Below are 24,464 nucleotides of genomic sequence, written 5' to 3'. Positions count from 1 at the left end.
TCGCTTAAGTGAGCAACTGGCGACAGATGTTCACGAAATTTTCGGTCCAGCCGGTCAGCAAACCGAGCAAGACCAGCCACACCAATAAAAGGAAATGCCAATAGATGGCGCAGAGCTCGACGCTCAGGCGCACCTGCATCATCGGCGCTCGGCGCCACACCTTGGCGCTCGTTCTGCCGAGGGCCACCAGACCGCCGATCAGATGCAGCCCGTGGAGCGCGGTGATCAGGTAGAAGAAGGAATTGGCCGGATTGGACGCCACGACATAGCCGGCGACGTTCAGCTGCTGCCATACCACCAGTTGCCCGGCCAGGAACGTCACGGCGGATGCTCCACCCACCAGCAGACCGACGAGCATGTCCTCATCATCGTTGCGGCGCGCGGCCATCAGCGACCATTGCAGCGCCGCGCTGCTGATGATCAGGACGCCGGTATTGAGCCATAACAGCCTCGGCAGCGGCAGCTCGCGCCAGTCCACCATGGTGTTGCGCATCGAATAGGCGCTGATCAGGAGTGCGAACAGCGAGCCAACAACCGCGAGAAACACGCCCAGCCCGATTTTCGCCGGCGGCACGGCCGATCCCCTCTCGCCGCGAAAATCGACGGCCACCCCCTCCTCCAGCCAGGTTTTGGCCGCAAGCCGCTGCTGCGAGAGCCACCATCCTGCGATGGCCGCAACCGCGGCAATGAACAGGACAATGGCACTCACGAATGGGCTCCCTGCGCCACCACGCCGGACGGCGGCTCATTTTGCGGCACGAAATCCCTGGCGGCACCAGGGACGCTGTAATCGTAGGCCCAGCGATAGACGATGGGGAGGTTCTTGCCCCAATTGCCATGCCCCGGCGGGGTCTCCGGCGTCTGCCATTCCAGCGAGGTGGCGCCCCAGGGATTGCCGCCGGCCTCCTTTCCCTTGAGCAGGCTCCAGACCAGATTGAACAGGAAGACGAGCTGGGCGAAGCCGACAATCAGGGCCGCCACGCTCATGAACGCATTGAGGTCATGGGCGGATGCCGGGACGAACGACGTCTCGCCAATGTCGTGATAGCGGCGGGGCATCCCGAGCAGGCCGAGATAGTGCATCGGGAAGAAGACCGCATAGGCCCCGATGAACGTCACCCAGAAGTGGAACTTGCCAAGCACATCATTGAGCATCCGTCCGGTCACTTTCGGATACCAGTGATAGATTCCGCCAAACACGGCCATGATCGGCGCGATGCCCATGACCATGTGGAAGTGGGCGACAACGAACATCGTGTCGGACAGCGGAACGTCCACGACCACGTTGCCGAGAAACAGCCCGGTCAGACCGCCATTGACAAAGGTGACGATGAACGCAAGCGCGAACAGCATCGGCACCGTGAGATGAATGTCGCCGCGCCACAGCGTCAGCACCCAGTTGTAGACCTTGATCGCGGTCGGAATGGCGATGATGAGCGTCGTGGTGGCGAAGAAGAACCCGAAATAGGGGTGCATGCCGCTAACATACATGTGGTGCGCCCACACCACAAAGCTGAGAGCGCCGATCGCGACGATGGCCCAGACCATCATGCGATAGCCGAAGATGTTCTTTCGCGCGTGGGTGCTGATCAGATCGGAGATGATGCCGAAGGCCGGCAAGGCGACGATGTAGACTTCGGGGTGGCCAAAGAACCAGAACAGATGCTGGAACAGGATCGGGCTGCCGCCGCCATACTTCGCCAGCTGCCCCATCTCGACGAGCGTCGGCATGAAGAAGCTGGTTCCCAGGAGACGGTCCAGGAGCAGCATCACCGAGGCGACGAACAGCGCCGGGAAGGCCAACAGCGCCATCACCGTCGCGGTAAAGATGCCCCACACCGTCAAGGGCATGCGCATCAACGTCATGCCGCGCGTGCGAGCCTGCAACACCGTCACCACGTAATTGAGCCCGCCCATCGTAAAGCCGATGATGAACAGGATCAGCGAAGCCAGCATGAGAACGATACCCCAGTCCTGCCCGGGGGTACCGGAGAGGATCGCCTGGGGTGGATAGAGCGTCCAGCCGGCGCCGGTCGGCCCGCCAGGCACCAGGAATGTTGCGGCCAGCACCAGCACGGCGAGCAGATAGACCCAGTAGCTCAGCATGTTCACATAGGGGAACACCATGTCCCGGGCGCCGACCATCAGCGGGATGAGATAGTTGCCGAAGCCGCCAAGGAACAATGCCGTGAGCAGGTAGATCACCATGATCATGCCGTGCATGGTGATGAACTGGAGATACTGGTTGGCATCGATGAAAGAGAATGTTCCTGGGAATCCCAGTTGCAGGCGCATCATCCACGACAGCACCAGCGCCACCATTCCGATCGACATCGCAGTGATCGAGTATTGGACGGCGATCACCTTGGCGTCCTGCGAAAAGACGTACCTCGTCCACCAGCTCCGCGGATGATAAAGCTCCACCTCACCGACTTCGGCGGGCGGGATGCCTGCGACCTGATCAAGCGGGATATCGACCATCGGAATTCCCTCCTTGGTCTTCTGTTCAGCGACGAGTTCGCTTCACAATCTCCGGCACATCCTCGTCGGCCTGTTCATTTGCTACCTGTCTTGTACGCCGCCTTCGCGACGTCGCGCTGGCCAGACAACGCGGCGAACGTCCGCTGCTTCTCCAGCCAGGCGTGATATTCCTTCTCTTCCTCGACTATGACCCTGCTGCGCATTTGCGCGTGCGCCGCGCCGCAGAGTTCGGCGCAGAGAACGTCGAACGTTCCGGTGCGGGTGGGTGTGAGCCAGTAGTACGTCACCGAGCCCGGTATCATGTCCATTTTCGCCCGGAACTCGGGAACGTAGAAATCATGCAGCACGTCGATCGAGCGCAGCAGTACCTTCACCGACTTGCCGACCGGCAGATGCAGATCCTCGTTTTGAACGACGACGTCGTCCTGTCCGTTCGGATCGTTGGGGTTCAATCCCAGAGGATTCTCGGAACTGACGAGGCGCGCATCCGAGGTGCCGAGCCGGCCGTCCTTGCCCGGCAGCCGATAGCTCCACATCCATTGCTGTCCGACGACCTCGACGTCGGTCGCATCGGCGGGAACCGTGACGAACTGGTGCCAGACGACGAGGCCCGGCGCCAGCATGGCGACGACGCCGATTGCGGTGCCGACGCTGAGCCACCATTCGAGCTTCTTGTTTTCGGGATTATAAGCGGGCTGCCGTCCCTCCTTGTGGTGGAAGCGGAAGACGCAGTAGGCCATGAACGCGATAACCGCGCAGAACACCGCCCCGGTGATCCAGAATGTCAGGTTGATTGTGTCGTCGATGTAACGCCAGTTCGAGGCGATTGGCGTCCACCACCACGGGCTGTAGACGTGGAACAGCACCGAAGCGATCGCAACCAAGAGCAGTATGAGCGCTACAGCCATCCCTCCTCCTCCCAGCCTTGAAGGCTACGGAGACGAACGAAAGGGCGGAGCTCACGTCAAAGGGATGGTGTCACGTTCACCATCACCGCGCCTCTTGCCTCGCCCATTTTGCCGGTCGCGACGTCTGGACATGACTAAGGTTCAGCGTCACGACCGCAATCTCATCGGAGCTGGGGGCGTTCACGCATTTAAGATGGTCCCCGTCGAGCCCGGCGTCAATAGAGGAGTAGGTTGCGCGCCTTGTCCGGCGCGCGTTGGGGCGGATGCGCTTGCGCGTCGGCGAGCGCCTTTCGGCACGACCAGGCGATGGTGCGTCGCAAAATCGACCGATGCGAAGCCATGATTTCGCGGACTGCATCGCTCTCTTGCTTCTCCTGCGCATCGGACTAACTTGACTGTACCGGTTGCGATAAAAGTCGTCCGGCAAGCTCCTTCTCGTTGAACCTGATTTGCCGGACTCAGTCGCGATTTTCGCGCATGAGGCGGTTGCGTGCGCCTTGAGGACGCTCCGCTCTGCGGCCACGAGCAAGGAGACCGGAGCTATGACCACAGTCTTCGCAAGACCCAAACTGCAATTGTTTGGCGTCTCTACCGTCTTTGTCGTTCGCAAGATCAGCCTTTCCGATTTGGGCAATGCGCTGCGCCTGGGCTGGGAAGACTTCAAGGCCATCCCGACCCACGCCATCGTCCTGTGCGTGATGTATCCCGTTCTCGGATTTTTCCTGTTCAGACTTGTCATCGGCTACTCGGTGCTGCCGCTGCTGTTTCCGCTCGCGGCCGGCTTTGCCCTGATCGGTCCGTTCGCTGCACTCGGCCTCTACGAACTGAGCCGCCGCCGCGAGCGCGGCGAGGAGCCAGGCGCCTGGGATGCAATCCAGGTGCTGCGCGCGCCGTCGTTCGGTGCGATGCTCGAGCTTGGCGTCCTCCTGTTCGTCCTGTTCGGAGTCTGGATTGCCGCCGCGGACGCGATCTACACCGCAACCTTCGGCTATGCGCCGGCTGCGAGCATCCCCGATTTCGCGCAACGGGTGCTGACGACGCCCGAGGGCTGGACCCTCATCATCGTCGGATGCGGCGTCGGTTTCCTGTTTGCGGTGGTAGCCTTGTGCATCAGCGTTGTCTCATTCCCACTGATGCTGGACCAGCATGCGACAGCGATCGACGCAATCCGAACCTCGATACGCGCGGTGAAGACGAATCCAGTTGAGATGGCCGTATGGGGACTGGTCGTCGCGGTTTTGCTGGCAGTGGGCTCAGTGCCTGTCTTCATCGGTCTCTGCGTCGTTATGCCGGTGCTCGGTCATGCCAGCTGGCATCTTTACCGGAAGGTGGTGGAGCCCGACCGGAATCCTCCGCAAGAGGAGCCTCGCTCGCCGATCGGTCACCGCTACGCGGCAGATTTCCCGGCCTCTCTCTTCCCATGGAGTCGCGAGCGCTAAAGGAGCAGCTACGAACGGTCGCAGCATCATTGTGTTCGGCGGAACCGGCTTTCTCGGCAGCCGGATCGTCCGCCATCTGCTCGATCACGAATTTGCCGTCCGGATCGCGTCACGGCATCCGGACGCGGGGCTGGGCCAACCCGATCCCGACAATCCACGACTTCAATCCTTCGAGGCCGACCTTCACGACGAGCGATCCGTCGCGAAAGCGCTGGTCGGCATCTCCGGAGTCGTCAATGCGGTCAGCCTTTATCGCGAGCGCGGAGCGGAGACTTTCTACTCCGTTCACGTCGAGGCGGCTCGGCGATTGGCAGCCCAGGCCCACCGGGCGGGGGTCGAACGGTTTGTTCAGGTTTCGGGGATCGGTGCCGATGCCGCTTCGCCATCCCGCTACATCCGAATGCGCGGCGAAGGCGAACAGGCGGTCCGCGCGGAATTCGCCGGTGCATGTCTCGTCCGTCCGGCTGCGATGTTCGGACCGGACGACGCGTTTCTCAGCACCATCCTCAAGCTGCTTCGTCGGCTTCCAATCTATCCGATGTTCGGCCGCGGCCGGACCAGATTGCAACCGGCCTATGTGGAAGACGTTGCGGAAGCGGTCGCCCGGATCATGGAGCGAGCCGAGCGCCAGCCTGCGATCTTCGAGCTCGGTGGTCCGACCGTCTATTCTTACGAGCAACTGCTGAGGGCGATTGCGCATCAGGCAGGCCTCGCGCCGCTCCTGATCCCAGTCCCTTTTGCCGCTTGGCACGCGCTGGCATGGGCCTCCGAAATCCTTTCTGGCCTCCCCCTTACTCGTAATCAGGTGGAGCTTATGCAGATCGACACCGTGTCGTCACCGCGGATGGCTGGATTTGCCGAGCTTGGCATTACGCCACATTCGATCGAGGAACTGCTCCGTCGGATGCTATCGAATCGAGGATGAAAGGGGCTCGCCGTTGGTCCCGCTTGAGTGGCTGACGCCTTGCCGGCGACGTTGCCAGTCGGGTCAGATCAGAGACCAAAAAAGCCCCGGCGATCAATGATCGCCGGGGCTTTGATCAACTTGGTTGCGGGGATAGGATTTGAACCTATGACCTTCAGGTTATGAGCCTGACGAGCTACCGGGCTGCTCCACCCCGCGTTAAACACTTGCGCGCCTTCGGTTAGATCCCGGGGACGGTGGGTTGAGGCCGGCGCTGTTCGCGTGGCTTGTCTCGTCCGTCCCAAAGGCTTCCTTGGAAGGCAACCCCGGGGCAAAGCCCGTCGGGTGCGGGGCGTATGTATCAAGGCGGGCTGGCTTTGGAAAGGGCTGCGGGAACGTTTTTTTCGACTTTGTGACAGGGCAAGCGACCAATTTCCGCTGCGTTTCCTGCGCTCTTGCCAGAAGTTCCACAAAGGGCCAGCTTGCGGCAACAAGATTAAGGCTGAAACGCGCCCTTTGAGGGAGGAACGCCGTGGACAAATCCCTGACGAGCGCCCCGGTCGGAGCGCTGGAGGAGGCCTTCCACGCCATGGTCGCGCGGTCGCGGGACGAGCCGGCAGCGAGCCTTGCCGAGCGGCTCGACCGGCTGGCGCGGCTGCGAAGCGTCGTCGCCGACAACGAGGAGCGTTTCCGGCAGGCGATCTCCGCCGATTTCGGCCACCGCTCGGCGGTCGAGACCAATATCGCCGAGACCATGCTGCTGTTCTCCGAGATCCGGCACGCCACCAAACACCTGAAGGGCTGGATGGCGCCGCAGCGGGTCGCCACCGCGCTGCAATTCCTTCCCGCCCGCAACCGGCTGATGCCGCAGCCGCTCGGCGTCGTGGGCATCATCGCGCCGTGGAATTATCCGCTCCAGCTCACGCTCGCGCCTGCGATCGGCGCGCTCGCCGCCGGCAACCGCGTCCTCATCAAGCCGAGCGAGCTGACGCCGCATTTCGCAGGCCTGCTGACGGAGACGGTCGGGCAAAGGTTCGATGCGACCGAGTTGCTCGTCACCGGCATCGAGGGCGAGATCGCGGAGGCCTTTGCGCGCCTGCCGTTCGATCACCTCGTGTTCACCGGCTCGACCCGGGTCGGGCGGCTGGTCGCGGAGGCCGCGGGGCGCAACCTGACGCCGGTCACGCTCGAGCTCGGCGGCAAGTCGCCTGCGATCATCGACGCCTCGGCCGACCTCGATGAAGCGGCCGAGCGCATCGCCTACGCCAAGCTGCTCAATGCCGGGCAGACCTGCATCGCGCCGGACTATGTGCTGGTGCCGGAGCAATCCTTGCAGGCCTTTGCCGAGAAGGTGCGCGCCCAGATGCGGCGGATGTTCGGCACCGATCCTTCCAACAAGGACTACACCTCGATCATCTCGGACCGGCATTATGCGCGGCTCGAAGGCCTGGTCGCCGATGCGGCGCAGCACGGCGCAAAAATCCTGCAGCCGGCGAAGGCGGACGATCCGAACTGGAAGGCGCACCGCAAATTCCCGCCGACGCTGATCGTCGGCGCGAGCGAAGCGATGGCGGCGATGCAGGAGGAGATTTTTGGCCCGGTGCTCCCCGTTTTGGCCTATCGCGATCCCACAGATGCCATCGCCTTCATCAACCGTCGCGACCGGCCGCTGGCACTTTACTGGTTCGGCAAGGACGGTGCCGCGCGCGACAGCGTGCTGGCGCGCACCATCTCCGGCGGCGTCACGATCAACGACTGCCTGTTTCACTTCACGCAAATCAACCAGCCGATGGGCGGCGTCGGCGCATCCGGCACGGGCGCCTATCACGGCGAATGGGGCTTTCGCACGTTCAGCAAGCTGAAGCCGGTTTTCTATCGTTCCAAGTTCAACCGCCTCGCCGACCTCTATCCGCCCTATGGCGGCAGGATCGCGCGGCTGGAGAAATTGATGCGGTTCATGTCGTAGATCGTCGAACGCCGTCATTGCGAGCGCTGCGAAGCAATCCAGAAACCCTCCGCGGTGACGGTCTGGATTGCCTCGCTACGCTCGCAATCACGAAAAAGAAAACGCAGGGGGGAAACTACATTGACCAACACATTCGATTTCGTCGTCGTGGGCGCGGGCTCGGGCGGCTGCACCGTTGCGGGGCGGCTGTCGGAGGATGCGGGGACATCCGTCGCGCTGCTCGATGCGGGCGGACGCAACGACAGCTGGCGGATCACCACGCCATTTGGGCTTGCCCTGCCCTACAAGACGGCCAACTGGGCCTTCGATACCGTGCCGCAAAAGGGATTGAACGGCCGCATCGGCTATCAACCGCGCGGCAAGGGCCTCGGCGGCTCCTCGGCAATCAACGCCATGGTCTACATCCGCGGCCACAAATGGGACTACGACCACTGGGCCTCGCTCGGTAACGCCGGCTGGTCGTACGCGGACGTGCTGCCCTATTTCAAGCGCTCGGAGAACAACGCCGATTTCGACGGCGCGTACCATGGCAAGGGCGGCCCGCTGCATGTCAACAGGCTGCGAACGGACAATCCGATCCATGACGTCTTCCATCAGGCTGCGCGCGAGGCGCAATTTCGCATCCGTGAGGACTTCAACGGCGAGGACCATGAAGGGCTCGGCAGCTACCAGGCGACGCAGCACAATGGCGAACGCTGGAGCGCGGCGCGCGCTTATGTGCAGCCCCACATGGACAAGCGCGCGAATCTGCGCGTCGAGACGGGCGCGCACGCGACGAAAATCCTGTTCGAAGGTAGCCGCGCGGTCGGCATCGAATATGTGCAGGGCAAGCAGAAAAAGCAGCTGCGCGCCCGCCGCGAGGTGATCCTCGCCTCCGGCGCCTTCCAGTCGCCGCAATTGCTGATGCTGTCGGGTATCGGCGACGGCGATGCGCTTGCCGCGCACGACATTGGCATCGTGCGTCATCTGCCGGGTGTCGGGCGCAATCTGCAGGACCATCCGGACTTCGTGTTCGTCTACGCCTCCGACTATCCGCACTTCGTTCACGCCTCGCTCGGCCGGCTGCCGTCCCTGCTCCGCGCCATCCGGCAATACCGCCGCGAACGGCGTGGCCTGATGACCACCAATTTCGCCGAGTGCGGCGGCTTTCTGAAAACCCGGCCCGACCTCGACGTACCGGACATCCAGTTGCACTTCATCATCGCGATGCTCGACGACCACGGCCGCAAAAAGCACAAGGAGGCGGGCTTCTCATGCCATGTCTGCCTGCTCAGGCCGAAGAGCCGCGGCAGCGTATGGCTGAAAAGCGCCGATCCGCTTGCTGCTCCGATGATCGATCCGAATTTCCTCGGCGAGGCAGAGGATGTCGAGACCATAGTCGCGGGTTTCAAGACCACGCGACGGCTGATGGAGACGCCTGCGATGCGCGCGCTGCAGAAGAAGGACATGTTCACGTCTGACGTCCGGACCGACGACGACATCCGCGCCATCCTGCGCGAGCGCGTCGACACCGTCTATCACCCCGTCGGTACCTGCAAGATGGGGACGGACGCCATGGCCGTGGTCGATCCGGCGCTGAAGGTGCATGGCGTCGAGCGATTGCGCGTCGTCGACGCCTCGATCATGCCGACGCTGATCGGCGGCAACACCAACGCGCCGACGATCATGATCGGAGAGAAGGCGGCGGATATGATCAGGGGAGAGATGCGGGCAGGTTAGCGACGCTGGCGCGTCATTCTCCGCTGCGTGGGAGAGTGGAGCCGCCGCACTCTCCGCTGTCGTCCCGGACAAGCGCAAGCGCCGATCCGGGACGACAACGGAGTTAAGTTCGCTTGCCGAGCAATACTGCGGCTCAATTCAGCAGGAAACCACTGTCGACGGTGATGACGCTCCCGGTCATGTAACGCGACGCCTGCGACGCCAGCGCACCCCTGGCGTTTTGCAGCCATCAATACAGACGATTTTAGCGATCTGAAACCGGAATGATCGGACTTGCGTTCACTTGCTCCATCAAGGCAAGGTTGTGCTCATGAACAGTTTCGATCTCGCCGTCTATGCCGCGCTCGCCGTCGCAATCGGCTTCGGTTTCAGGACCGGCCTATTGCGCAGCGCCATGACCATTCTTGCCTATCTCCTCGCCGCGCCGATTGCGGTCGCACTGATGCCGCTGATTGCGCCGCAAGTGACAGGCAACCCGAACTCACCGCTGCTGCAGAACTGGATCTGGTTCTTCTGTATCTTCGTCGTGGTCGGCATGCTGTTCGGGCATATCGGCCGCATCGCGCTGAACGACACCATCGGCGAAGCCGGCTTCGGCGACCGGCTCGGCGGCGCCGCGCTCGGCGCCATCAGGGTCGGCCTCGTCGCCACCACGCTGGTCCTGGTGTTCGACAAGATCGTGCCGGCCAATCACCAGCCGCCATTTCTTGCCGGCTCGCATCTGCGGCCGCTGTTCTCGATGGCGGGACAGATGGGCTTCAAGTCGCTGCCGCCGGAAGCGGCCTCCGCGATCGACCGCCTCAAGCAGGAACGACGGATCTAGAGCGCATTTGCATCGCTAGCGCCGGGCGCCATGCATTTTGGTGCGAGCCCGTGCCTTATCAGCGGCGCCACGATTGGCTAAAGTGACCGCTATCCAAAACCTGCCTACTATTTTCGGGAGTGAAACAGTGGATCTTGGGATCAAAGGTCGCCGCGCCATCGTCTGCGCATCCAGCAAGGGCCTCGGGCGCGCATGCGCCATTTCGCTGGCGGAGGCGGGCGTCGACGTCACGCTGACCGCGCGCGGTGCGGAAGCCTTGAAGAAGACGGCGGACGAGATCCGGAAAGCCTATCCGAGCGTGAAGGTCACCGAGATCGTCGGCGACATCACGACGCCGGCGGGCCGCGAGGCCGTGCTCAAGGCATGCCCCGAGCCCGACATCCTGATCAACAATGCCGGCGGCCCGCCACCTGGCGATTTCCGCAACTGGACCCGCGACGACTGGATCAAGGCGATCGACGCCAACATGCTCACCCCGATCGAACTGATCAAGGCGACCGTGGACGGCATGATGGCGCGCAAGTTCGGCCGCATCGTCAACATCACCTCGGCCGCGGTGAAGGCGCCGATCGACATCCTCGGCCTTTCCAACGGTGCGCGCGCCGGCCTTACCGGCTTCATCGCCGGGCTGTCGCGCAAGACCGTGATCAACAACGTCACCATCAACGGCCTCTTGCCGGGCCCGTTCGAGACCGACCGCCTGACCGGCACCGCAAAGGCCGAGGCCGACAAGCGCGGCGTCTCGGCGGAGCAGATCCTCGCCGAGCGCGCCAAGCTCAATCCCGCCGGCCGCTTCGGCCAGCCCGACGAGTTCGGCTATGCCTGCGCTTTCCTGTGCGGCGCCAAGGCCGGCTTCATCACCGGGCAGAACATTCTGCTGGATGGCGGTGCGTTCCCGGGCACGCTGTAGCCATCAGCGCATCCGCAACTGCGCAATCCAGGGAAGATCGTCATGGCCGGGTCAAGCCCGGCCATAACGATGTGGAGGTGTCGGGTGCCCCTCACCGCTGCTTGGTCGGCTCGTCTTCGTCCTGCTGACTTGGTGCGGACGAGTCGGCGGTCGTGCGCTCGTCGCTCCAGTCGATGCCGAATGCGTCGAGCCCGTCGGCGAGCAGATCGCCAAGCATGGGCTCGCCGAGCAGGTAGTGCACGGTTTCGCGGCGCGGGCTGCGATACTCGGTGCGCGCCTCCGCCGCACGCGCGCGCAGATCGTCCCAATCATCGATCGTGCCATCGCCGCGACCAAGCCAGGTCAGCGCGACGAGATCGACCTGCTCGTCCTCGTTCAAGGCGATCATGAAGCTGCCGAGTTCTTGCACGACAGGATCGGAGCCGTCGTCCTCGAGGACATCGAGCGCATCGTCATCGCTCGGGTTCGAGCCGGAATCCGGATCGGAATCGCCCTCCTTGACGTCGAATTCACGCGCCTTCTCGATGATGAAGGCGACCTTTTCAGCGGAAATCGCAAGCTCTGGCATGGCTCCTCCTCCGGTTCCCGCGATAACGCCGTATCGCGCCAGATGATCCATTGCGCATCATGGCGGAAACGGCGCATGTTTCGCCACCAAAACAAGAACATGGGAAGGCGCCGGATGCAGTGGAAGGTCGGTCGGGTCAAAATCACGAAAGTGGTGGAGTTGGAAACGGTGGGCTCGACCCGCTTCATCCTGCCGCTGGCGGGCCATGCAGAGATCCAGAAGTTGCCCTGGCTGATCCCGCATTTCGCCACCGAAGAGGGCCGGCTGAAGATGTCGATCCATTCGCTGGTGGTGGAGACGCCGACGCGCCGCATCGTGGTCGACACCGGCCTTGGCAACGATAAGCAGGGCCGCAACGTCCCGACTTGGAACAATCGCAGCACGCCATTCCTGGAGACCATGACTGCGGCCGGCTTTGCGCCCGAGAGCATCGACAGCGTGCTGTGCACGCACCTTCACGTCGATCATGTCGGCTGGAATACGAAGCTCGTCGAGGGCCAATGGGTGCCGACATTTCCGAAAGCGCGCTACGTCTTCGGCAAGACCGAATACGAGCACTGGCGCGACCACTCGACCGAGCCGGACAAGGCGGCGGTGTTCAAAGATTCCGTGCGGCCGATCGTCGATGCCGGCAGGGCCGATCTGATCCCGAGCGACCACCGGCTTTGCGAGGAGATCAGCATGATCCCGACCCCGGGCCACAGCCCCGGCCATATGAGCATCCTGATCCAATCGGATGGCGAGCAGGGTCTGCTCACCGGCGACGTCGCCCATCACCCCTGCCAGATGGCGCATCTCGACTGGTCCTCCACCGCAGATTCCGACCAGAGCCAATCGGCCAAGACACGGCGCGAATTGTTCGGCCGCTTTGCCGACATGCCGACGCTGGTGATCGGCGGCCATTTCTCGGCCGGGCATATCAAGCGGGATGGAGACGCGTTCCGGTTTGTGGCGCTGGGGTGATCCGGTGTCCCGGACGCGGTGCAGCGCGCAACGCTGCTCCGCAGAGCCGGGACCCAGAACGCCGCGACATGGGCCCCGGCTCAGCAGCGCACCGCTTCGCGCTGCGCAGCGTCCGGGGCACGAGACCTCGCCCCGCCCATCGAATCCGGAAGCCTGCAATGCACCGCTTTTCCGCGGTTGAATTTCCCGCCGCCCTGTTCCATGAAGCTATTAACCGATCGATCCAATCTTTCAGGGAGAAACGAGAATGAAGCTTGTTCGTTACGGCGAGAAGGGTGCGGAAAAGCCCGGCCTGATCGACAAATCCGGCCAGTTGCGCGACCTGTCAGCACATGTGAAGGACCTCACCGGCGAGGCCTATTCGCCGGAGAGCCTGAAGAAGCTGGCAGGCCTCGATCCCGCCTCGCTCCCTGCGGTCTCCGGCAAGCCGCGGTTCGGCGCCCCGGTCACGGGCATCTCGAAATTCGTCGCGATCGGTCTCAACTATTCCGACCATGCCAAGGAGACCGGCGCCGATATCCCGAGCGAACCGATCATCTTCATGAAGGCCAACACGTCGCTATCAGGGCCGAACGATCCGGTCGAGAAGCCGCGCGGCTCGACCAAGCTCGACTGGGAGGTCGAGATCGCCGCGATCATCGGCACCCGTGCGAAATACGTCTCGGAAGCCGACGCGCTGAACCATGTCGCCGGCTATTGCGTCTGCAACGACGTCTCCGAGCGCGCCTTCCAGATCGAGCGCCTGGGACAGTGGACCAAGGGCAAGTCGCACGACACGTTCGGCCCGCTCGGACCGTGGCTCGCCACCAAGGACGAGATCAAGGACGTGCAGAACCTGTCGATGTGGCTGGACGTCAACGGCCAGCGCCGCCAGACCGGTTCGACCAAGACCATGATCTTCTCCATGGCCAAGTGCATTTCCTACGTGTCGCAGTTCATGACGCTGCTGCCCGGCGACGTCATCACCACAGGCACCCCGCCCGGCGTCGGCCTCGGCATGAAACCGCCGACCTTCCTCAATGTCGGCGACGTCGTCACGCTCGGCATCGAGGGCCTCGGCGAACAGCGCCAGGAGATCATCGCGGCGTAAGCCTCCGCCCTCATCCTGAGGAGCGCGCAACGCGCGCGTCTCGAAGGATGCGCCACAAGCACAGTCGCCCGACGTTCGCGCCGGGTGACGAGAGACCATCCCTCGTTGTCCATCCTTCGAGACGCGCGCCAAGAGGGGCGCTCCTCAGGATGAGGACTGTGTGTCTGGATAGAGGTTATTTCCAATGAAACTCTCCTTCTCCCCCGCCTCGCCCTTTGCCCGCAAGGTGCGCATCGCCGCGATCGAGCTCGGGCTGATCGACAAGATCGAGCTCACGCCCGCAACCGTGGCGCCGGGCACGGTCAACGAGGACTATTCGAAGATCACGCCGCTGAAGAAGCTGCCGGTGCTGATCACCAACGACGGCGACGTCATCCTGGATTCCTACGTCATCGTCGAATATCTCAACGAGATGGCCGGCGGCAGCCTGATCCCGGACTACGGCCCGCGCCGCTGGAAGGCCAAGACCAATCACTCCCTGATCAACGGCATGCTCGATTCCATGCTGCTGTGCCGCTACGAGAAGATGGTGCGGCCGCAGGGCCTGCAATGGCAGGCCTGGTCGGACGACCATTGGAACAGGGCGTGGACCGGCATGGCCCGCTTCGAGAACATGCCTGAGGTTTTGAACGGTCCGTTCGACATCTCGCAGATCGGTCTCGTCTGCGTGCTCGGTTATGCCGACTTCCGCTTCGCCGATTGCGGCTGGCGCAAGGCCTATCCGAAGCTCGACGCCTTCCACGAGAAGATGCTGGAGCGGCCCTCGGTGAAGATCTCGGTGCCGCCGGCCGCATAATTGTTGGAGTTCTCATGAGCCTGAAGTTCTCGGTCGGCGATCTCACCATCCATCGCATCATCGAGCAGGAAACTTCGTTCGTCCCGGCGCTGGAGATGCTGCCGCGACTGACGGCGGAAGTGCTGGCCGAAAACCGGGCGTGGATGCGCGAAGCGAAGGCGCTGGACGAGCAGGATGTTCTGCTGCTGTGCTTCCAGTCCTACGTGGTGAAGACGCCGCACCACACCATCCTGGTCGACAGCTGCATCGGCAACGACAAGCCGCGACCGCAGCGGCCGAAATGGAACATGAAGACGGACGACACCTATCTGCGTGCTCTGGGTGCCGCGGGCTTCTCAGTCGACGACATCGACTTCGTGATGTGCACGCATCTGCATGTCGACCATGTCGGTTGGAATACGCGGCTGGAGAACGGTCGCTGGGCGCCGACCTTCCCGAAGGCTCGCTACGTCTTTGCCAGGCAGGAATTCGACCATTGGTCCGCGCAGAACGCGAAGGCGGAAATCCCGCCTTTCGCCGATAGCGTGCTACCGGTGGTGGAGGCGGGACGCCACGAGCTCGTCGGCAATGACCATCAGATCGGCGATCACGTCCGCATCCTGCCGACCCCCGGCCACACGCCGGGCCATATCGCCATCACGATGGGCCGCGGCAAGGACGACGCGGTGTTCTCCGGCGATCTCATGCACTCGCCGCTGCAGACGCTTTATCCGGAGCTGTCGATCAAGTTCGACGTCGATCCTGCCAGGGCGGCGACGACGCGCCGCGGCTTTCTCGAACGCTATTGTGACACGGATACGCTGTGCTGCACCGCGCATTTCCCCTCGCCGTCGGTCGGGAAGATCCGGCGCAAGGGCAGCGCGTTCGTGTGTGAGGCGGTGTAGCGGAACGCTGCAATCGTAAGACCGCCCATTCTTGTCGTCATGCCTGGGCTTGTCCCGGGCATCCACGTTCTTACAATTATCGACAACGAAGACCGTGGATGGCCGGGACAAGCCCGGCCCTGACGAGGAGATACCATGCCTGATCTTCTGCCAATCCCTCTCCCCGCCGGCATCCGCTCGCGCTACGTCGACGGCGTCAACGGCTTGCGCATGCATGTGCTCGAGGCCGGCTTCGAGACCAAGGGGCGGCGCTGTATTCTCTTGCTGCACGGTTTTCCGGAGCTGGCCTTCTCCTGGCGCAAGGTGATGCCGGCACTCGCCGCGGCCGGCTATCACGTGATCGCGCCGGACCAGCGCGGCTATGGCCGCACCACAGGATGGAGCGCGGACTATGACGGCGATCTGGCGCCGTTCTCGCTCCTCAACCTGGTGCGCGATGCGCTCGCCCTGGTGTCGGCGTTCGGCTACAGGCAGATCGATGTCGTCGGACATGATTTCGGCAGCCCGGTTGCGGCCTGGTGCGCGCTGATCAGGCCCGACGTGTTTCGCTCGGTGACGATGATGAGCGCGCCGTTCGGCGGACCGCCGCCGCTGCCATTCAACACGATCGACACACCGGCGAGGGCGCCGATCGAAGACCCCGTGCATCGCGAACTCGCCGCGCTGCCGCGTCCGCGCAAGCACTATCAATGGTACTATTCGACGCGTGAGGCGAACACCGACATGCACCACGCGCCGCAGGGCGTGCATGATTTCCTGCGCGCCTATTATCATCACAAGAGCGCCGACTGGACCGACAACAAGCCTTATCCGCTGGCGTCGTGGTCTGCGAGCGAGCTCGCGAAGCTGCCAACCTATTATGTGATGGATCTCAACGAGACCATGGCGGAGACGGTTGCGAAAGAAATGCCGCCTGCGGCCGCGATCGCCGCCAACCCATGGCTGCCGGACAGCGAGCTCGCCTATTATGCCGCCGAATATCGCCGCACCGGCTTCCAGGGCGGGCTGCAATGGTATCGCTACGGCACCTCGGGCGCGTTTAATAGCGAACTGCAACTATTCTCGGGACGCAGCATCGACGTGCCCTCCTGCTTCATCTCGGGCAAGCAGGATTGGGGCACTTACCAGCGTCCTGGCGTGTTCGAGGCGATGCAGACGCGCGCCTGCACGAAGATGCTCGGCTGCCATCTCGTCGATGGCGCCGGCCATTGGGTGCAGCAGGAGCAGCCCGCGGAAGTGAGCCGGCTGCTGCTGGACTTCCTCGCCCGGACCCGCAGCGCCTGATTTGACCCGGGAACCGCGGCACTCTATATAGTTTAGAATAGTTCTAAACAATATAAACAGGGCCGTCGTGAAGAATTTTGCCGATCTGACCGAGCGCGAAGTACTTGCGGTCGCGATCTCCTCTGAGGAGGAGGATAGCCGCATCTACATGACCTTCGCCGAGGATTTGAAGGAACGCTATCCGGACTCGGCCAAGCTGTTCGAGCAGATGGCCGAGGAAGAGCGCGGCCATCGCCACATGCTGCTGGAATTGTACGAGCAGCGCTTCGGCCCGCATCTGCCGCCGATCCGTCGTGAGGATGTCAAAGGCTTCCTGCGCCGCCGCCCAGTCTGGTTGACCAAGAACCTGTCGCTCGACGCCATCCGCAGGGAGGTCGAGACCATGGAGATGCAGGCGGAGCGCTTCTACGTGAAGGCCGCCGAACAGGCCCAGGACGTCGGCGTGCGCCGCCTGCTCGGCGATCTCGCCGAAGCCGAGAAAGGTCACGAGCAGACCGCCGCAAAGCTGACGGGCGAGATCCTGAGTACCGACGCACGTGCGGAGGAAGATCGCACCAACCGCCGCATGTTCGTGCTGCAATATGTGCAGCCGGGTCTCGCCGGCCTGATGGACGGCTCGGTCTCGACGCTGGCGCCGCTGTTTGCGGCCGCCTTCGCCACCCACCACAACTGGCAGACGTTTCTCGTCGGCCTTGCCGCCTCGATCGGCGCCGGCATCAGCATGGGCTTTGCGGAAGCACTGTCCGACGACGGCTCGCTGACCGGGCGCGGCTCGCCCTGGCTGCGCGGCGTCACCTGCGGCGCGATGACGACGCTCGGCGGGCTCGGCCACACCGCGCCCTATCTCGTGCCCGACAGTTGGGCCAACGCGTTCTGGATCGCGACGGGAATCGCCTGCGTCGTCGTGTTCTTCGAATTGTGGGCGATCGCCTTCATCCGCTCGCGCTATATGGACACCCCGTTCCTCCAGGCCGTGTTCCAGATCGTGCTCGGCGGCGCGATCGTTCTAGCGGTGGGAATCTTGATCGGGGCGGCGTAGCTGCCTCACCCACGGTGTCATCGCCCGGCTAGTACGCCGCGCCTGATATGGTGAGAGCGAGTTCTCCAACACGAGCCTCTGGAGTACTGGATCGCCCGGTCAAGCCGGGCGATGACCGCGAATCTTCGATTTCGTCCATTCCATCCCGCCCGCACATCAATTCCCCTCAAACAGCCGTTGCAGCATTCGGCCAAACTGCGCATCATCCTCCGACAATAAGAACGGGAGACGCGCCGTGGCCAAATCAGAATGGAGTTTCAAGAGCGCGGTCGAGCTGTCGGCCGCATTGAGCGCGAAGAAGATCTCCGCGGTCGAGCTCACTAGGGACGCGATCGACCGCGTCGAGCGGCACGACGGCAAGGTCAATGCGATCTGCGTCCGGGATTTCGACCGCGCGCTCGGTGCCGCGCGTGAGGCGGACGCCGCCTTAGGCCGCGGCGAGCGCAAGCCGCTGCTCGGCCTGCCCGTGACGGTGAAGGAATCCTTCAACGTCGCCGGTCTGCCGACGACCTGGGGTTGGACCCCGCAGAAGGATTTCAGGCCGGCGGAGGATGCGCTTTCGATCAGCCGGGTCAAGAACGCCGGCGGCGTCATTCTGGGCAAGACCAACGTTCCCGTGGGGTTGGGAGACTGGCAGAGCTACAACGACATCTACGGCACGACGAACAACCCGTATGATCTCGGCCGCACGCCCGGCGGCTCATCGGGCGGCTCGTCGGCAGCGCTTGCGGCCGGCTACGGACCGCTCTCGCTCGGATCCGACATTGGCGGCTCGTTGCGCGTTCCGGCGTTCCATTGCGGAGTCTATGCGCACAAGCCGACCTACAATCTCTGTCCCACGCGCGGCCATACGCCACCACCGTTTCCGGCGATCCCGATGGAACGCGATATGGCGGTCATCGGTCCGATGGCCCGCAGCGCAGCCGATCTGACGCTGCTGCTGGACGTGATGGCCGGCCCCGATCCGCTCGACCTCGGCATCGGATACAAGCTCGCGCTGCCGGAGGCACGCCACGCCGGACTGAAGGATTTCCGCCTGCTGGTGATCGACAGCCATCCGCTGCTGCCCGCGAATGCCGACGTTCGCGGCGCGATCGAGCAGCTGGCCGGACGATTGACGAGCGCCGGCGCGCACGTCGCGCGCGAAAGCCCCCTGTTTCCGGACTTCCGCGAGGCCTCGCGCCTCTACATGCGCATGCTGATGAGCTTTCTCGGCGCGTTCTTTCCGCCCGACATTCTCGCCGGCGCACGCGCCGGCGCGGCGCAGCTCTCACCCGACGACACGAGCCTTGCGGCCGAGCGGCTGCGCGGCATGACCTCTAGCCATCAGGCCTGGGTGTTCGACGAGGGCGCCCGCGCGGGCTTACGCGCGCAATGGCGGCAATTGTTCAGGACGTTCGATGCGATGATCTGCCCGATCATGCCGACGCCGGCCTATCCGCACGATCATTCGCCGGAGCAGGAGAAGCGGCGGATCAATATCGACGGCAAGGATCACGTCTATCCGGACCAGCTTGCCTGGCCCGGGATCGCCACGCTGACGGGACTGCCGGCCACGGCCGTTCCACTCGGCCTGTCGAAGGACGGCCTGCCGGTCGGCGTCCAGATCATCGGCCCGTTTCTCGAAGACCGCACGCCGCTGAAACTCGCCGAGCTGATCGAGCGCGAATTCGGCGGATTCTTGCCGCCGCCATCATTCGATGATTGACGTTCTCGTCGTTGCGAGGAGCAGGACAATGTCGAGATTCCGGGTTCGCGCGTCGCGCGCCCCGGAATGACAGAGAGCGAAACGCAATGAGCAACGACCTCGAACAGCTCACCGCACTCAACCGCGACTACGTCGCCTCCGTGCAGAATCGCGACGTCAAACGCTTCGATGAGATCCTCGCGCCCGGGGTAGCTTTCCTGCTCCTAATCATTTCCGATGATCGCCAGTTCACCTAAAGCATTCGCTAACCAAACAATACTTTCTCGAGCCTTCAGACGATTGCGCAACCGATATTTACAGAACTCGAAATGAATACTCGTATAGGTAGACAAGATATGACACTCCAACGTCTTGTCTTGCCATGGATCGAAGCTCTGAGCGCCTCTGTGTTCCAGAGGGCAGCAAGAACCAACCACGTTCTGAATACCGATATCCATCTCCTCCCGATTGCGCGGACCCCACCTGTGATCATCGATGGTCGCGCACAAGTTCTGCAAAGAGCGATGGCGCAACAAACATCACCATCGAGGTCGGTACGCCGCGCGAGTTCGACCGCAGCATCCATCCAGACGAGGTGTTGCGCACCAAGCCGCTGGCGATCGCCCTCGCGCTGGTATGCGGGCTCATTGGCCTTGTGCTCAGGTACCTTGTCCGGGAATACGCCAACAGCGACGCCTTTCAGTTCCTGATCCCGTGGTATGCTTTTGCTCGGGATCACGGTCTTGGCGGGCTGGCCGAGGCTTTCACCAACTACACGCCGTTCTACAGCTACCTCCTGCTGATCGCGGCCCCTTTTGATTGGCTCGGCCAGCCACTTTCCCTCGTGAAGACGATCTCGGCCATATTCGAGCTCGGCTGCGCGACCGTCGTGGCCCAGATGGTCTGGCGATCTACAAAGGTGCCGTTGCGCGCGTCCCTCGCCTTCTGCGCGATATGGCTTGCGCCGACGGTGCTCTTCAACGGCCCAATGTGGGGGCAGGCCGACTCGATCTGGACCTTCTTCGTGCTGGTTTCCGTGGCGACGTTCATGCGGAACCGAAACGGCGTTTTACCATTCGCAGCGGCCTGCTCGGTGAAAGCCCAAGGCGTCTTCCTGGGGCCGTTCGTGCTGGGCATGCTTCTGCGCCGCAAGATTCACCCGGCATGGCTTGCCGCCATTCCGGGAGTCTATGCGATCCTCGCCATTCCGGTCCTCGTTGCGGGCCGATCTCTGGTCTCCGTGCTCGGCATCTATCTCGGCCAGGCCAACACATATCATCAGCTGAACATGAATGCAGCGAACGCCTGGGTTTTAGCGGGTGGAACGCCGTACTCCGCCGGAGTTGCCATTGGCCTCGTGCTCGCGACAGCGAGCGGGCTCGCCCTATCGATCTTCATCGCACAGTCCAAGCGGACGGGGCCCGAGTTCATTCTGCTCGTCGCGTGCGCATCGCTCATCCTCATGCCGTACTTGCTCCCGAAGATGCACGAGCGCTATTTCTATGGGTTCGAACTTGCGTCCATTGGCCTGGCCTGCATCAATCTACGCTATCTGCCGTTCGCGGTGATTGCCCAAGTCGACGGCGTGCTGTCCTATCTCGCTTTTGATCGCGGGATCACCATGGGTCTGCTGCCGGCGGCGCTCTGCAACACCGCTCTCGTGTTCTACCTCGTGCTCGATCTCCGTCACGGCGAAAGTGCATCTCGCCAACCGAGCCTGGCCTGGCTTGGCTTCATCGCGTCGATGACGGGATTGTTCTCCTACCTGCTGTTCGCAGGTGAAAGCTTGAACGTATCCCCTGCCTATTTGCTCGCCGCAAGTCTCTCCGCGGCCATGACGCTGCTGCTCCTGAAGGAGTCGCGTCGCGTCTCAGCCGACGGCGCGACCTCGTCGCGTTGAGCTTGATTTTCGGAGCAAGGCGCGCGTCTCGGGCGGGACCGTTCAAGAATCCCAGCTCCTCGAGCAGAATGCCGGGCATGTACCTGACCGGGCGACGCCAGCATCAGCTGTGCTAGCTGTCGAACACGATCACGCTACGCAAGGTCTTGCCGGCCTTCATGTTGGCAAAGCCTTCGTTGATCTCGTTGAGCTTCAATTTCGCCGAGATCCAGTCCTCCAGGTGCAGCCGGCCGCGCAAATAGAAATCGACCAGGCGCGGCATGTCGACGCGAAAATGGTTCGAGCCCATCGACGAGCCCTGGATCCTGCGCTCGCGCAGGAAATCGAAGCCGTGTAGCTCGATCTTCTGACCGAACGGGATCATACCGACGATGGTGGCGGTGCCGCCGGAGGCGAGCATGGCGAAGGCCTGCTCGGCGGTCTCCTTGCGGCCGAGCACTTCGAAGGAATGATGCACGCCGCCATTGGTGAGATCGCGCACTTGCTTCACGACGTCGCCGTCGGCGGGGTTGATGATATCGGTCGCGCCCAGCTTGGTGGCGAGATGGAGTTTTGCGGGATTGGTGTCGATCGCGATGATGCGGCCGGCGCCGGCGATCTGCGCGCCGTTGATCGCGGCCATGCCGACGCCGCCGCAGCCGATCACGGCGACAGTCTCGCCCGCAGTCACCTTCGCCGTGTTCACCACCGCGCCGTAGCCCGTGATGACGCCGCAGCCGATCAGGGCGGCGAGATCGAGCGGCATTTCTCTGCGGATTTTGACGATGGCGTTCTCGTGCACCAGCATCTGCTCGGCAAAGGAGGATAGATTGAGGAACTGGTGCAGCTTTTCGGGCTTCGACCATTGCATTCGGTTGGAAACGCCGGGCAGCATCTTCACCGTTGTGTCGGTGCAGAGCACCGTGCGGCCGGTGGTGCAATTGTCGCAGGTGCCGCAGAACACCGACAGGCAGGTGACGACGTGGTCGCCCGGCTTGACGTAAGTGACATCGGACCCGACTTGCTCGACCACGCCGGCGGATTCGTGCCCGAGCACCGCGGGCAGCGGATGCGGATAGAGGCCTTCCATGAAGTGCAGATCGGAATGGCAGAGACCGGCGACCGCCGTGCGGATCAGCACCTCGCGCGGGCCGGGCTTGGGCAGGCTGACATCCTCGATGACGAGCGGCTGGTTGACTTCATAGAGGACGGCGGCCTTCATCGAGCACTCCCTATCGCTTTTCTTTGGTTGGATGGCGAGCAGCCTACGCTGTCAGAACCAGTTCGCCAACCTCGCTCATGCCGGCATCGCGATCCCCAAGCAGCAGCTCCGCAATCCTCGCCTGCGCGGCATTTTCCGTCAGCCGGAACGGATCGCTCGGCAATACGCGATGGTCGACCACGAGACGCGACAACAGCAGCCGGCGTGCATCGCCGCGCATGTCGTGGATGCGGTGCGCTTCCCAGGCGAGCGCCACCGCGCTGGCGACATGATAGAGCAGGCTTGTCGCACGGCGCGCATCGGCCTCGTTCTCGGATTTCCCCGCGACCTCGCGCGCGAACCCCACGGCGCGGTCAACGAGACCGCGCAGCGTGTCGCGCCAGGCCTGCGGCACGGACGCGCTGTCATCGAGCCGCGCATGTAGATCGGCTGATAGTGCGGATTCCGCACCATGGCGGCCGACCGCGCGCCGCAGCGCATCGATGGCAACGATGTTGCCGGTGCCTTCCCAGACCGAGCCGAGATGCGCATCGCGCAAGAGCCGCGCGGTGGCGAATTCCTCGATATAGCCGATGCCGCCACGCATCTCGAGCGCGTCGCCGCAGACCTTTCGGGCATCGCGGGTGGCGCGGAATTTCAAAGTTGGGGTGAGGATGCGCAGCAACGCCGCTGCGTCCTGGCTACCGGCTTCGGCGCGATCGAGCGCTTCCGCCGTGAGAAAGCTCATCGACAGCGCCTGCTCGACCGGCAGCATGATCTTCAGCATCTGCCGGCGGCCGAGCGGCAGGTCGATGATGCGGCTGCCGAACACGACGCGGTTCTTCGCCACCGTCATGGCGTCATGATAGGCGCGGCGCATCAGCGCGGTGGATTTGACGCCGTTGGAAAGCCGCGAGGAGTTCACCATCTCGGCCATCTGCACGAAGCCGCGGTCGAGCTTGCCGACCGCATAGGCGATCGCGCCTTCCAGCTTGATCTCGCCCGAGGCCATCGAGCGCGTGCCGAGCTTGTCCTTCAAACGCACGATCCGGTAGTGGTTCTGCGAGCCGTCGTCGAGGAAGCGCGGCATCAGGAACAGGCCGACACCGCGCGTGCCGGGGCCGGCGCCTTCGGGGCGCGCCAAGAGCATCACGACCTTGGCGTCGGCATTCGAGCAGAACCATTTTTCGCCGTAGAGCCGCCAATGGTCGCCGTCCTGCACCGCGCGCGTGGTCAGCGTGCCGACGTCGGAGCCGCCCTCTTTCTCGGTCATGAACTGGCCTCCTTGCGTCAGCTTGCTCATGTCGATCGAGGTCAGGCCGTCAAGATATTTCGCCTTCAGCGCCTCGCTACCGAAATTTGCGAGCAGCTTGGCGCAGCCGTCGGTGACGTTGATCGGGCAGCCCATGCCGAATTCGGCTTGGTTGAACAGGAAGGTGAAGGCGTGCTTGGCCACCACAGGATATTTGTCCGGCCAGCCCATGATGCCCTTGCGGATCGAGAGCGCATGAATGCCGAACTCGCCGAACGCGGCGTTCTCCAATTCACGATAGGCCGGATGATACTCGATCGACTGCACGTCGCGACCGAACTTGTCGCGCTGGTGCAGCACCGGCGTATGCCGGTCGGCAAGCCGGGCGCATTCGTCGAGCCGGCCGCCGGCAAGCTCGCCGAGCCGGTCGAGATGCGGCTCGATGTGGCGAAACAGCCTTTCAGGCAGATGGATGCGCAAGAGATCCGTCAGCGCGGGATCGGCGCGGTAGAAGTTCATGCCAGTGGTATCGGGCGCCAGCAGGCCGCCGGATGGCTCGGCCGCGACGTTGTTCGGCTGTGCTGTGGCCGGCTTGTGCATGATCGTCCTCTTCGTTTCAGCCTTGCGGACATTCTGCGCTGATTTGGCGCTTGCCGCTTGGAATGATGTCG

At 63.2% G+C, this 24,464-nt stretch carries 20 protein-coding genes, 1 tRNA gene and 1 pseudogene; 15 read left to right on the top strand and 7 right to left on the bottom strand.

The genetic code is table 11. The features are described from left to right. Positions 1–4 precede the first annotated feature (4 nt). The 3 genes from XH84_RS08420 to coxB all read right to left on the bottom strand — a co-directional run bounded on the left by XH84_RS08420 (position 5) and on the right by coxB (position 3,389). Positions 5–709 carry a cytochrome c oxidase subunit 3 gene (locus tag XH84_RS08420; protein WP_128922267.1) on the bottom strand — a complete coding sequence of 235 codons (705 nt, stop codon included), beginning with the start codon at positions 707–709 and terminating at the stop codon, positions 5–7. Continuing rightward, positions 706–2,481 carry a cytochrome c oxidase subunit I gene (ctaD, locus tag XH84_RS08415; RefSeq protein ID WP_128922268.1) on the bottom strand — a complete coding sequence of 592 codons (1,776 nt, stop codon included), beginning with the start codon at positions 2,479–2,481 and terminating at the stop codon, positions 706–708. Before ctaD ends, XH84_RS08420 begins: the two co-directional genes overlap by 4 nt. A 74-nt stretch (positions 2,482–2,555) precedes the next feature. After that, entirely contained in the window at positions 2,556–3,389 is an 834-nt protein-coding gene (gene coxB / locus XH84_RS08410) for a cytochrome c oxidase subunit II (protein WP_128922269.1), read from the bottom strand. Between the two features lie 542 nt (positions 3,390–3,931). Here coxB and XH84_RS08405 point away from each other — a divergent pair. Continuing rightward, positions 3,932–4,828 carry a DUF2189 domain-containing protein gene (locus XH84_RS08405; protein WP_128922270.1) on the top strand — a complete coding sequence of 299 codons (897 nt, stop codon included), beginning with the start codon at positions 3,932–3,934 and terminating at the stop codon, positions 4,826–4,828. A 31-nt stretch (positions 4,829–4,859) separates the two neighbouring features. After that, complete coding sequence (locus XH84_RS08400) at positions 4,860–5,753, top strand: complex I NDUFA9 subunit family protein (protein WP_128922271.1); 894 nt, start codon at positions 4,860–4,862, stop codon at positions 5,751–5,753. A 121-nt stretch (positions 5,754–5,874) separates the two neighbouring features. On the opposite strand, the gene XH84_RS08395 is transcribed toward XH84_RS08400, so the two are convergent. Next, positions 5,875–5,951, bottom strand: a tRNA-Met gene (locus XH84_RS08395). A gap of 313 nt (positions 5,952–6,264) precedes the next feature. On the opposite strand from XH84_RS08395, the gene XH84_RS08390 reads away from it, so the two are divergent. From XH84_RS08390 to XH84_RS08375, 4 genes are all read left to right on the top strand, one after another. Continuing rightward, positions 6,265–7,698, top strand: a complete 1,434-nt coding sequence (locus XH84_RS08390; protein WP_128922272.1) for a coniferyl aldehyde dehydrogenase — start codon at positions 6,265–6,267, stop codon at positions 7,696–7,698. Between the two features lie 120 nt (positions 7,699–7,818). Next, on the top strand, positions 7,819–9,417 hold the full coding sequence (locus XH84_RS08385) for a GMC family oxidoreductase (RefSeq protein WP_128922273.1): 1,599 nt from the start codon (positions 7,819–7,821) through the stop codon (positions 9,415–9,417). 310 nt (positions 9,418–9,727) lie between these two features. Next, the gene (locus XH84_RS08380; RefSeq protein WP_128922274.1) at positions 9,728–10,240 is read left to right on the top strand and encodes a CvpA family protein; all 513 of its coding nucleotides are present in this window, start codon (positions 9,728–9,730) and stop codon (positions 10,238–10,240) included. 127 nt (positions 10,241–10,367) lie between these two features. After that, complete coding sequence (locus XH84_RS08375; protein WP_128922275.1) at positions 10,368–11,150, top strand: SDR family oxidoreductase; 783 nt, start codon at positions 10,368–10,370, stop codon at positions 11,148–11,150. Between the two features lie 91 nt (positions 11,151–11,241). Here the strand turns inward: XH84_RS08375 and XH84_RS08370 are convergent, their stop codons facing one another. After that, positions 11,242–11,718, bottom strand: a complete 477-nt coding sequence (locus XH84_RS08370; protein ID WP_128922276.1) for a DUF3775 domain-containing protein — start codon at positions 11,716–11,718, stop codon at positions 11,242–11,244. A 114-nt stretch (positions 11,719–11,832) separates the two neighbouring features. On the opposite strand from XH84_RS08370, the gene XH84_RS08365 reads away from it, so the two are divergent. From XH84_RS08365 to XH84_RS08325, 9 genes and pseudogenes are all read left to right on the top strand, one after another. After that, positions 11,833–12,681: an MBL fold metallo-hydrolase gene (locus XH84_RS08365; RefSeq protein WP_164936625.1), complete on the top strand. Its 849-nt coding sequence runs from the start codon at positions 11,833–11,835 to the stop codon at positions 12,679–12,681. A 247-nt stretch (positions 12,682–12,928) separates the two neighbouring features. Continuing rightward, on the top strand, positions 12,929–13,771 hold the full coding sequence (locus XH84_RS08360; protein WP_128922277.1) for a fumarylacetoacetate hydrolase family protein: 843 nt from the start codon (positions 12,929–12,931) through the stop codon (positions 13,769–13,771). Positions 13,772–13,955: 184 nt separating this feature from the next. Continuing rightward, a complete protein-coding gene (locus XH84_RS08355) occupies positions 13,956–14,567 on the top strand; it encodes a glutathione S-transferase family protein (RefSeq protein ID WP_128922278.1) in 612 nt (203 codons plus the stop codon). A 14-nt stretch (positions 14,568–14,581) separates the two neighbouring features. Beyond that, on the top strand, positions 14,582–15,451 hold the full coding sequence (locus tag XH84_RS08350; protein ID WP_128922279.1) for an MBL fold metallo-hydrolase: 870 nt from the start codon (positions 14,582–14,584) through the stop codon (positions 15,449–15,451). Between the two features lie 135 nt (positions 15,452–15,586). Continuing rightward, positions 15,587–16,735, top strand: coding sequence for an alpha/beta hydrolase (locus tag XH84_RS08345; RefSeq protein ID WP_128922280.1), 1,149 nt, complete (start codon positions 15,587–15,589; stop codon positions 16,733–16,735). A gap of 67 nt (positions 16,736–16,802) precedes the next feature. Then, on the top strand, positions 16,803–17,774 hold the full coding sequence (gene mbfA, locus XH84_RS08340) for an iron exporter MbfA (RefSeq protein WP_128922281.1): 972 nt from the start codon (positions 16,803–16,805) through the stop codon (positions 17,772–17,774). Positions 17,775–18,009: 235 nt separating this feature from the next. Further along, positions 18,010–19,482, top strand: a complete 1,473-nt coding sequence (locus XH84_RS08335; protein WP_128922282.1) for an amidase — start codon at positions 18,010–18,012, stop codon at positions 19,480–19,482. Positions 19,483–19,568: 86 nt separating this feature from the next. Further along, positions 19,569–19,667, top strand: a pseudogene (locus tag XH84_RS08330) (nuclear transport factor 2 family protein); the annotation flags it as partial. Positions 19,668–19,843: 176 nt separating this feature from the next. After that, the gene (locus tag XH84_RS08325) at positions 19,844–21,361 is read left to right on the top strand and encodes a hypothetical protein (protein WP_245471653.1); all 1,518 of its coding nucleotides are present in this window, start codon (positions 19,844–19,846) and stop codon (positions 21,359–21,361) included. Between the two features lie 112 nt (positions 21,362–21,473). Here the strand turns inward: XH84_RS08325 and XH84_RS08320 are convergent, their stop codons facing one another. Together XH84_RS08320 and XH84_RS08315 are read right to left on the bottom strand one after the other, a co-directional pair. After that, positions 21,474–22,562 (bottom strand): Zn-dependent alcohol dehydrogenase, encoded by a 1,089-nt coding sequence (locus tag XH84_RS08320; protein WP_128922283.1) that lies wholly within the window; start codon positions 22,560–22,562, stop codon positions 21,474–21,476. 43 nt (positions 22,563–22,605) lie between these two features. Then, positions 22,606–24,393 carry an acyl-CoA dehydrogenase family protein gene (locus XH84_RS08315; protein ID WP_128922284.1) on the bottom strand — a complete coding sequence of 596 codons (1,788 nt, stop codon included), beginning with the start codon at positions 24,391–24,393 and terminating at the stop codon, positions 22,606–22,608. Positions 24,394–24,464: the final 71 nt, after the last annotated feature.

Source organism: Bradyrhizobium nanningense, assembly GCF_004114535.1.
GTDB classification, from domain to species: domain Bacteria; phylum Pseudomonadota; class Alphaproteobacteria; order Rhizobiales; family Xanthobacteraceae; genus Bradyrhizobium; species Bradyrhizobium nanningense.
Note: the sequence above shows the minus strand (reverse complement) of the source record. Positions and strands in the feature narration are given on the sequence as shown.

Bases quoted from the DNA above. Each gene is read 5' to 3' on its own strand.
- ctaD (WP_128922268.1), bottom strand. From the start codon at position 2,481: ATGGTCGATATCCCGCTTGATCAGGTCGCAGGCATCCCGCCCGCCGAA.
- coxB (WP_128922269.1), bottom strand. From the start codon at position 3,389: ATGGCTGTAGCGCTCATACTGCTCTTGGTTGCGATCGCTTCGGTGCTG.
- XH84_RS08405 (WP_128922270.1), top strand. From the start codon at position 3,932: ATGACCACAGTCTTCGCAAGACCCAAACTGCAATTGTTTGGCGTCTCT.
- XH84_RS08380 (WP_128922274.1), top strand. From the start codon at position 9,728: ATGAACAGTTTCGATCTCGCCGTCTATGCCGCGCTCGCCGTCGCAATC.
- XH84_RS08370 (WP_128922276.1), bottom strand. From the start codon at position 11,718: ATGCCAGAGCTTGCGATTTCCGCTGAAAAGGTCGCCTTCATCATCGAG.
- XH84_RS08365 (WP_164936625.1), top strand. From the start codon at position 11,833: ATGCAGTGGAAGGTCGGTCGGGTCAAAATCACGAAAGTGGTGGAGTTG.
- XH84_RS08360 (WP_128922277.1), top strand. From the start codon at position 12,929: ATGAAGCTTGTTCGTTACGGCGAGAAGGGTGCGGAAAAGCCCGGCCTG.
- XH84_RS08355 (WP_128922278.1), top strand. From the start codon at position 13,956: ATGAAACTCTCCTTCTCCCCCGCCTCGCCCTTTGCCCGCAAGGTGCGC.
- XH84_RS08350 (WP_128922279.1), top strand. From the start codon at position 14,582: ATGAGCCTGAAGTTCTCGGTCGGCGATCTCACCATCCATCGCATCATC.
- XH84_RS08345 (WP_128922280.1), top strand. From the start codon at position 15,587: ATGCCTGATCTTCTGCCAATCCCTCTCCCCGCCGGCATCCGCTCGCGC.
- XH84_RS08325 (WP_245471653.1), top strand. From the start codon at position 19,844: ATGGATCGAAGCTCTGAGCGCCTCTGTGTTCCAGAGGGCAGCAAGAAC.
- XH84_RS08320 (WP_128922283.1), bottom strand. From the start codon at position 22,562: ATGAAGGCCGCCGTCCTCTATGAAGTCAACCAGCCGCTCGTCATCGAG.
- XH84_RS08315 (WP_128922284.1), bottom strand. From the start codon at position 24,393: ATGCACAAGCCGGCCACAGCACAGCCGAACAACGTCGCGGCCGAGCCA.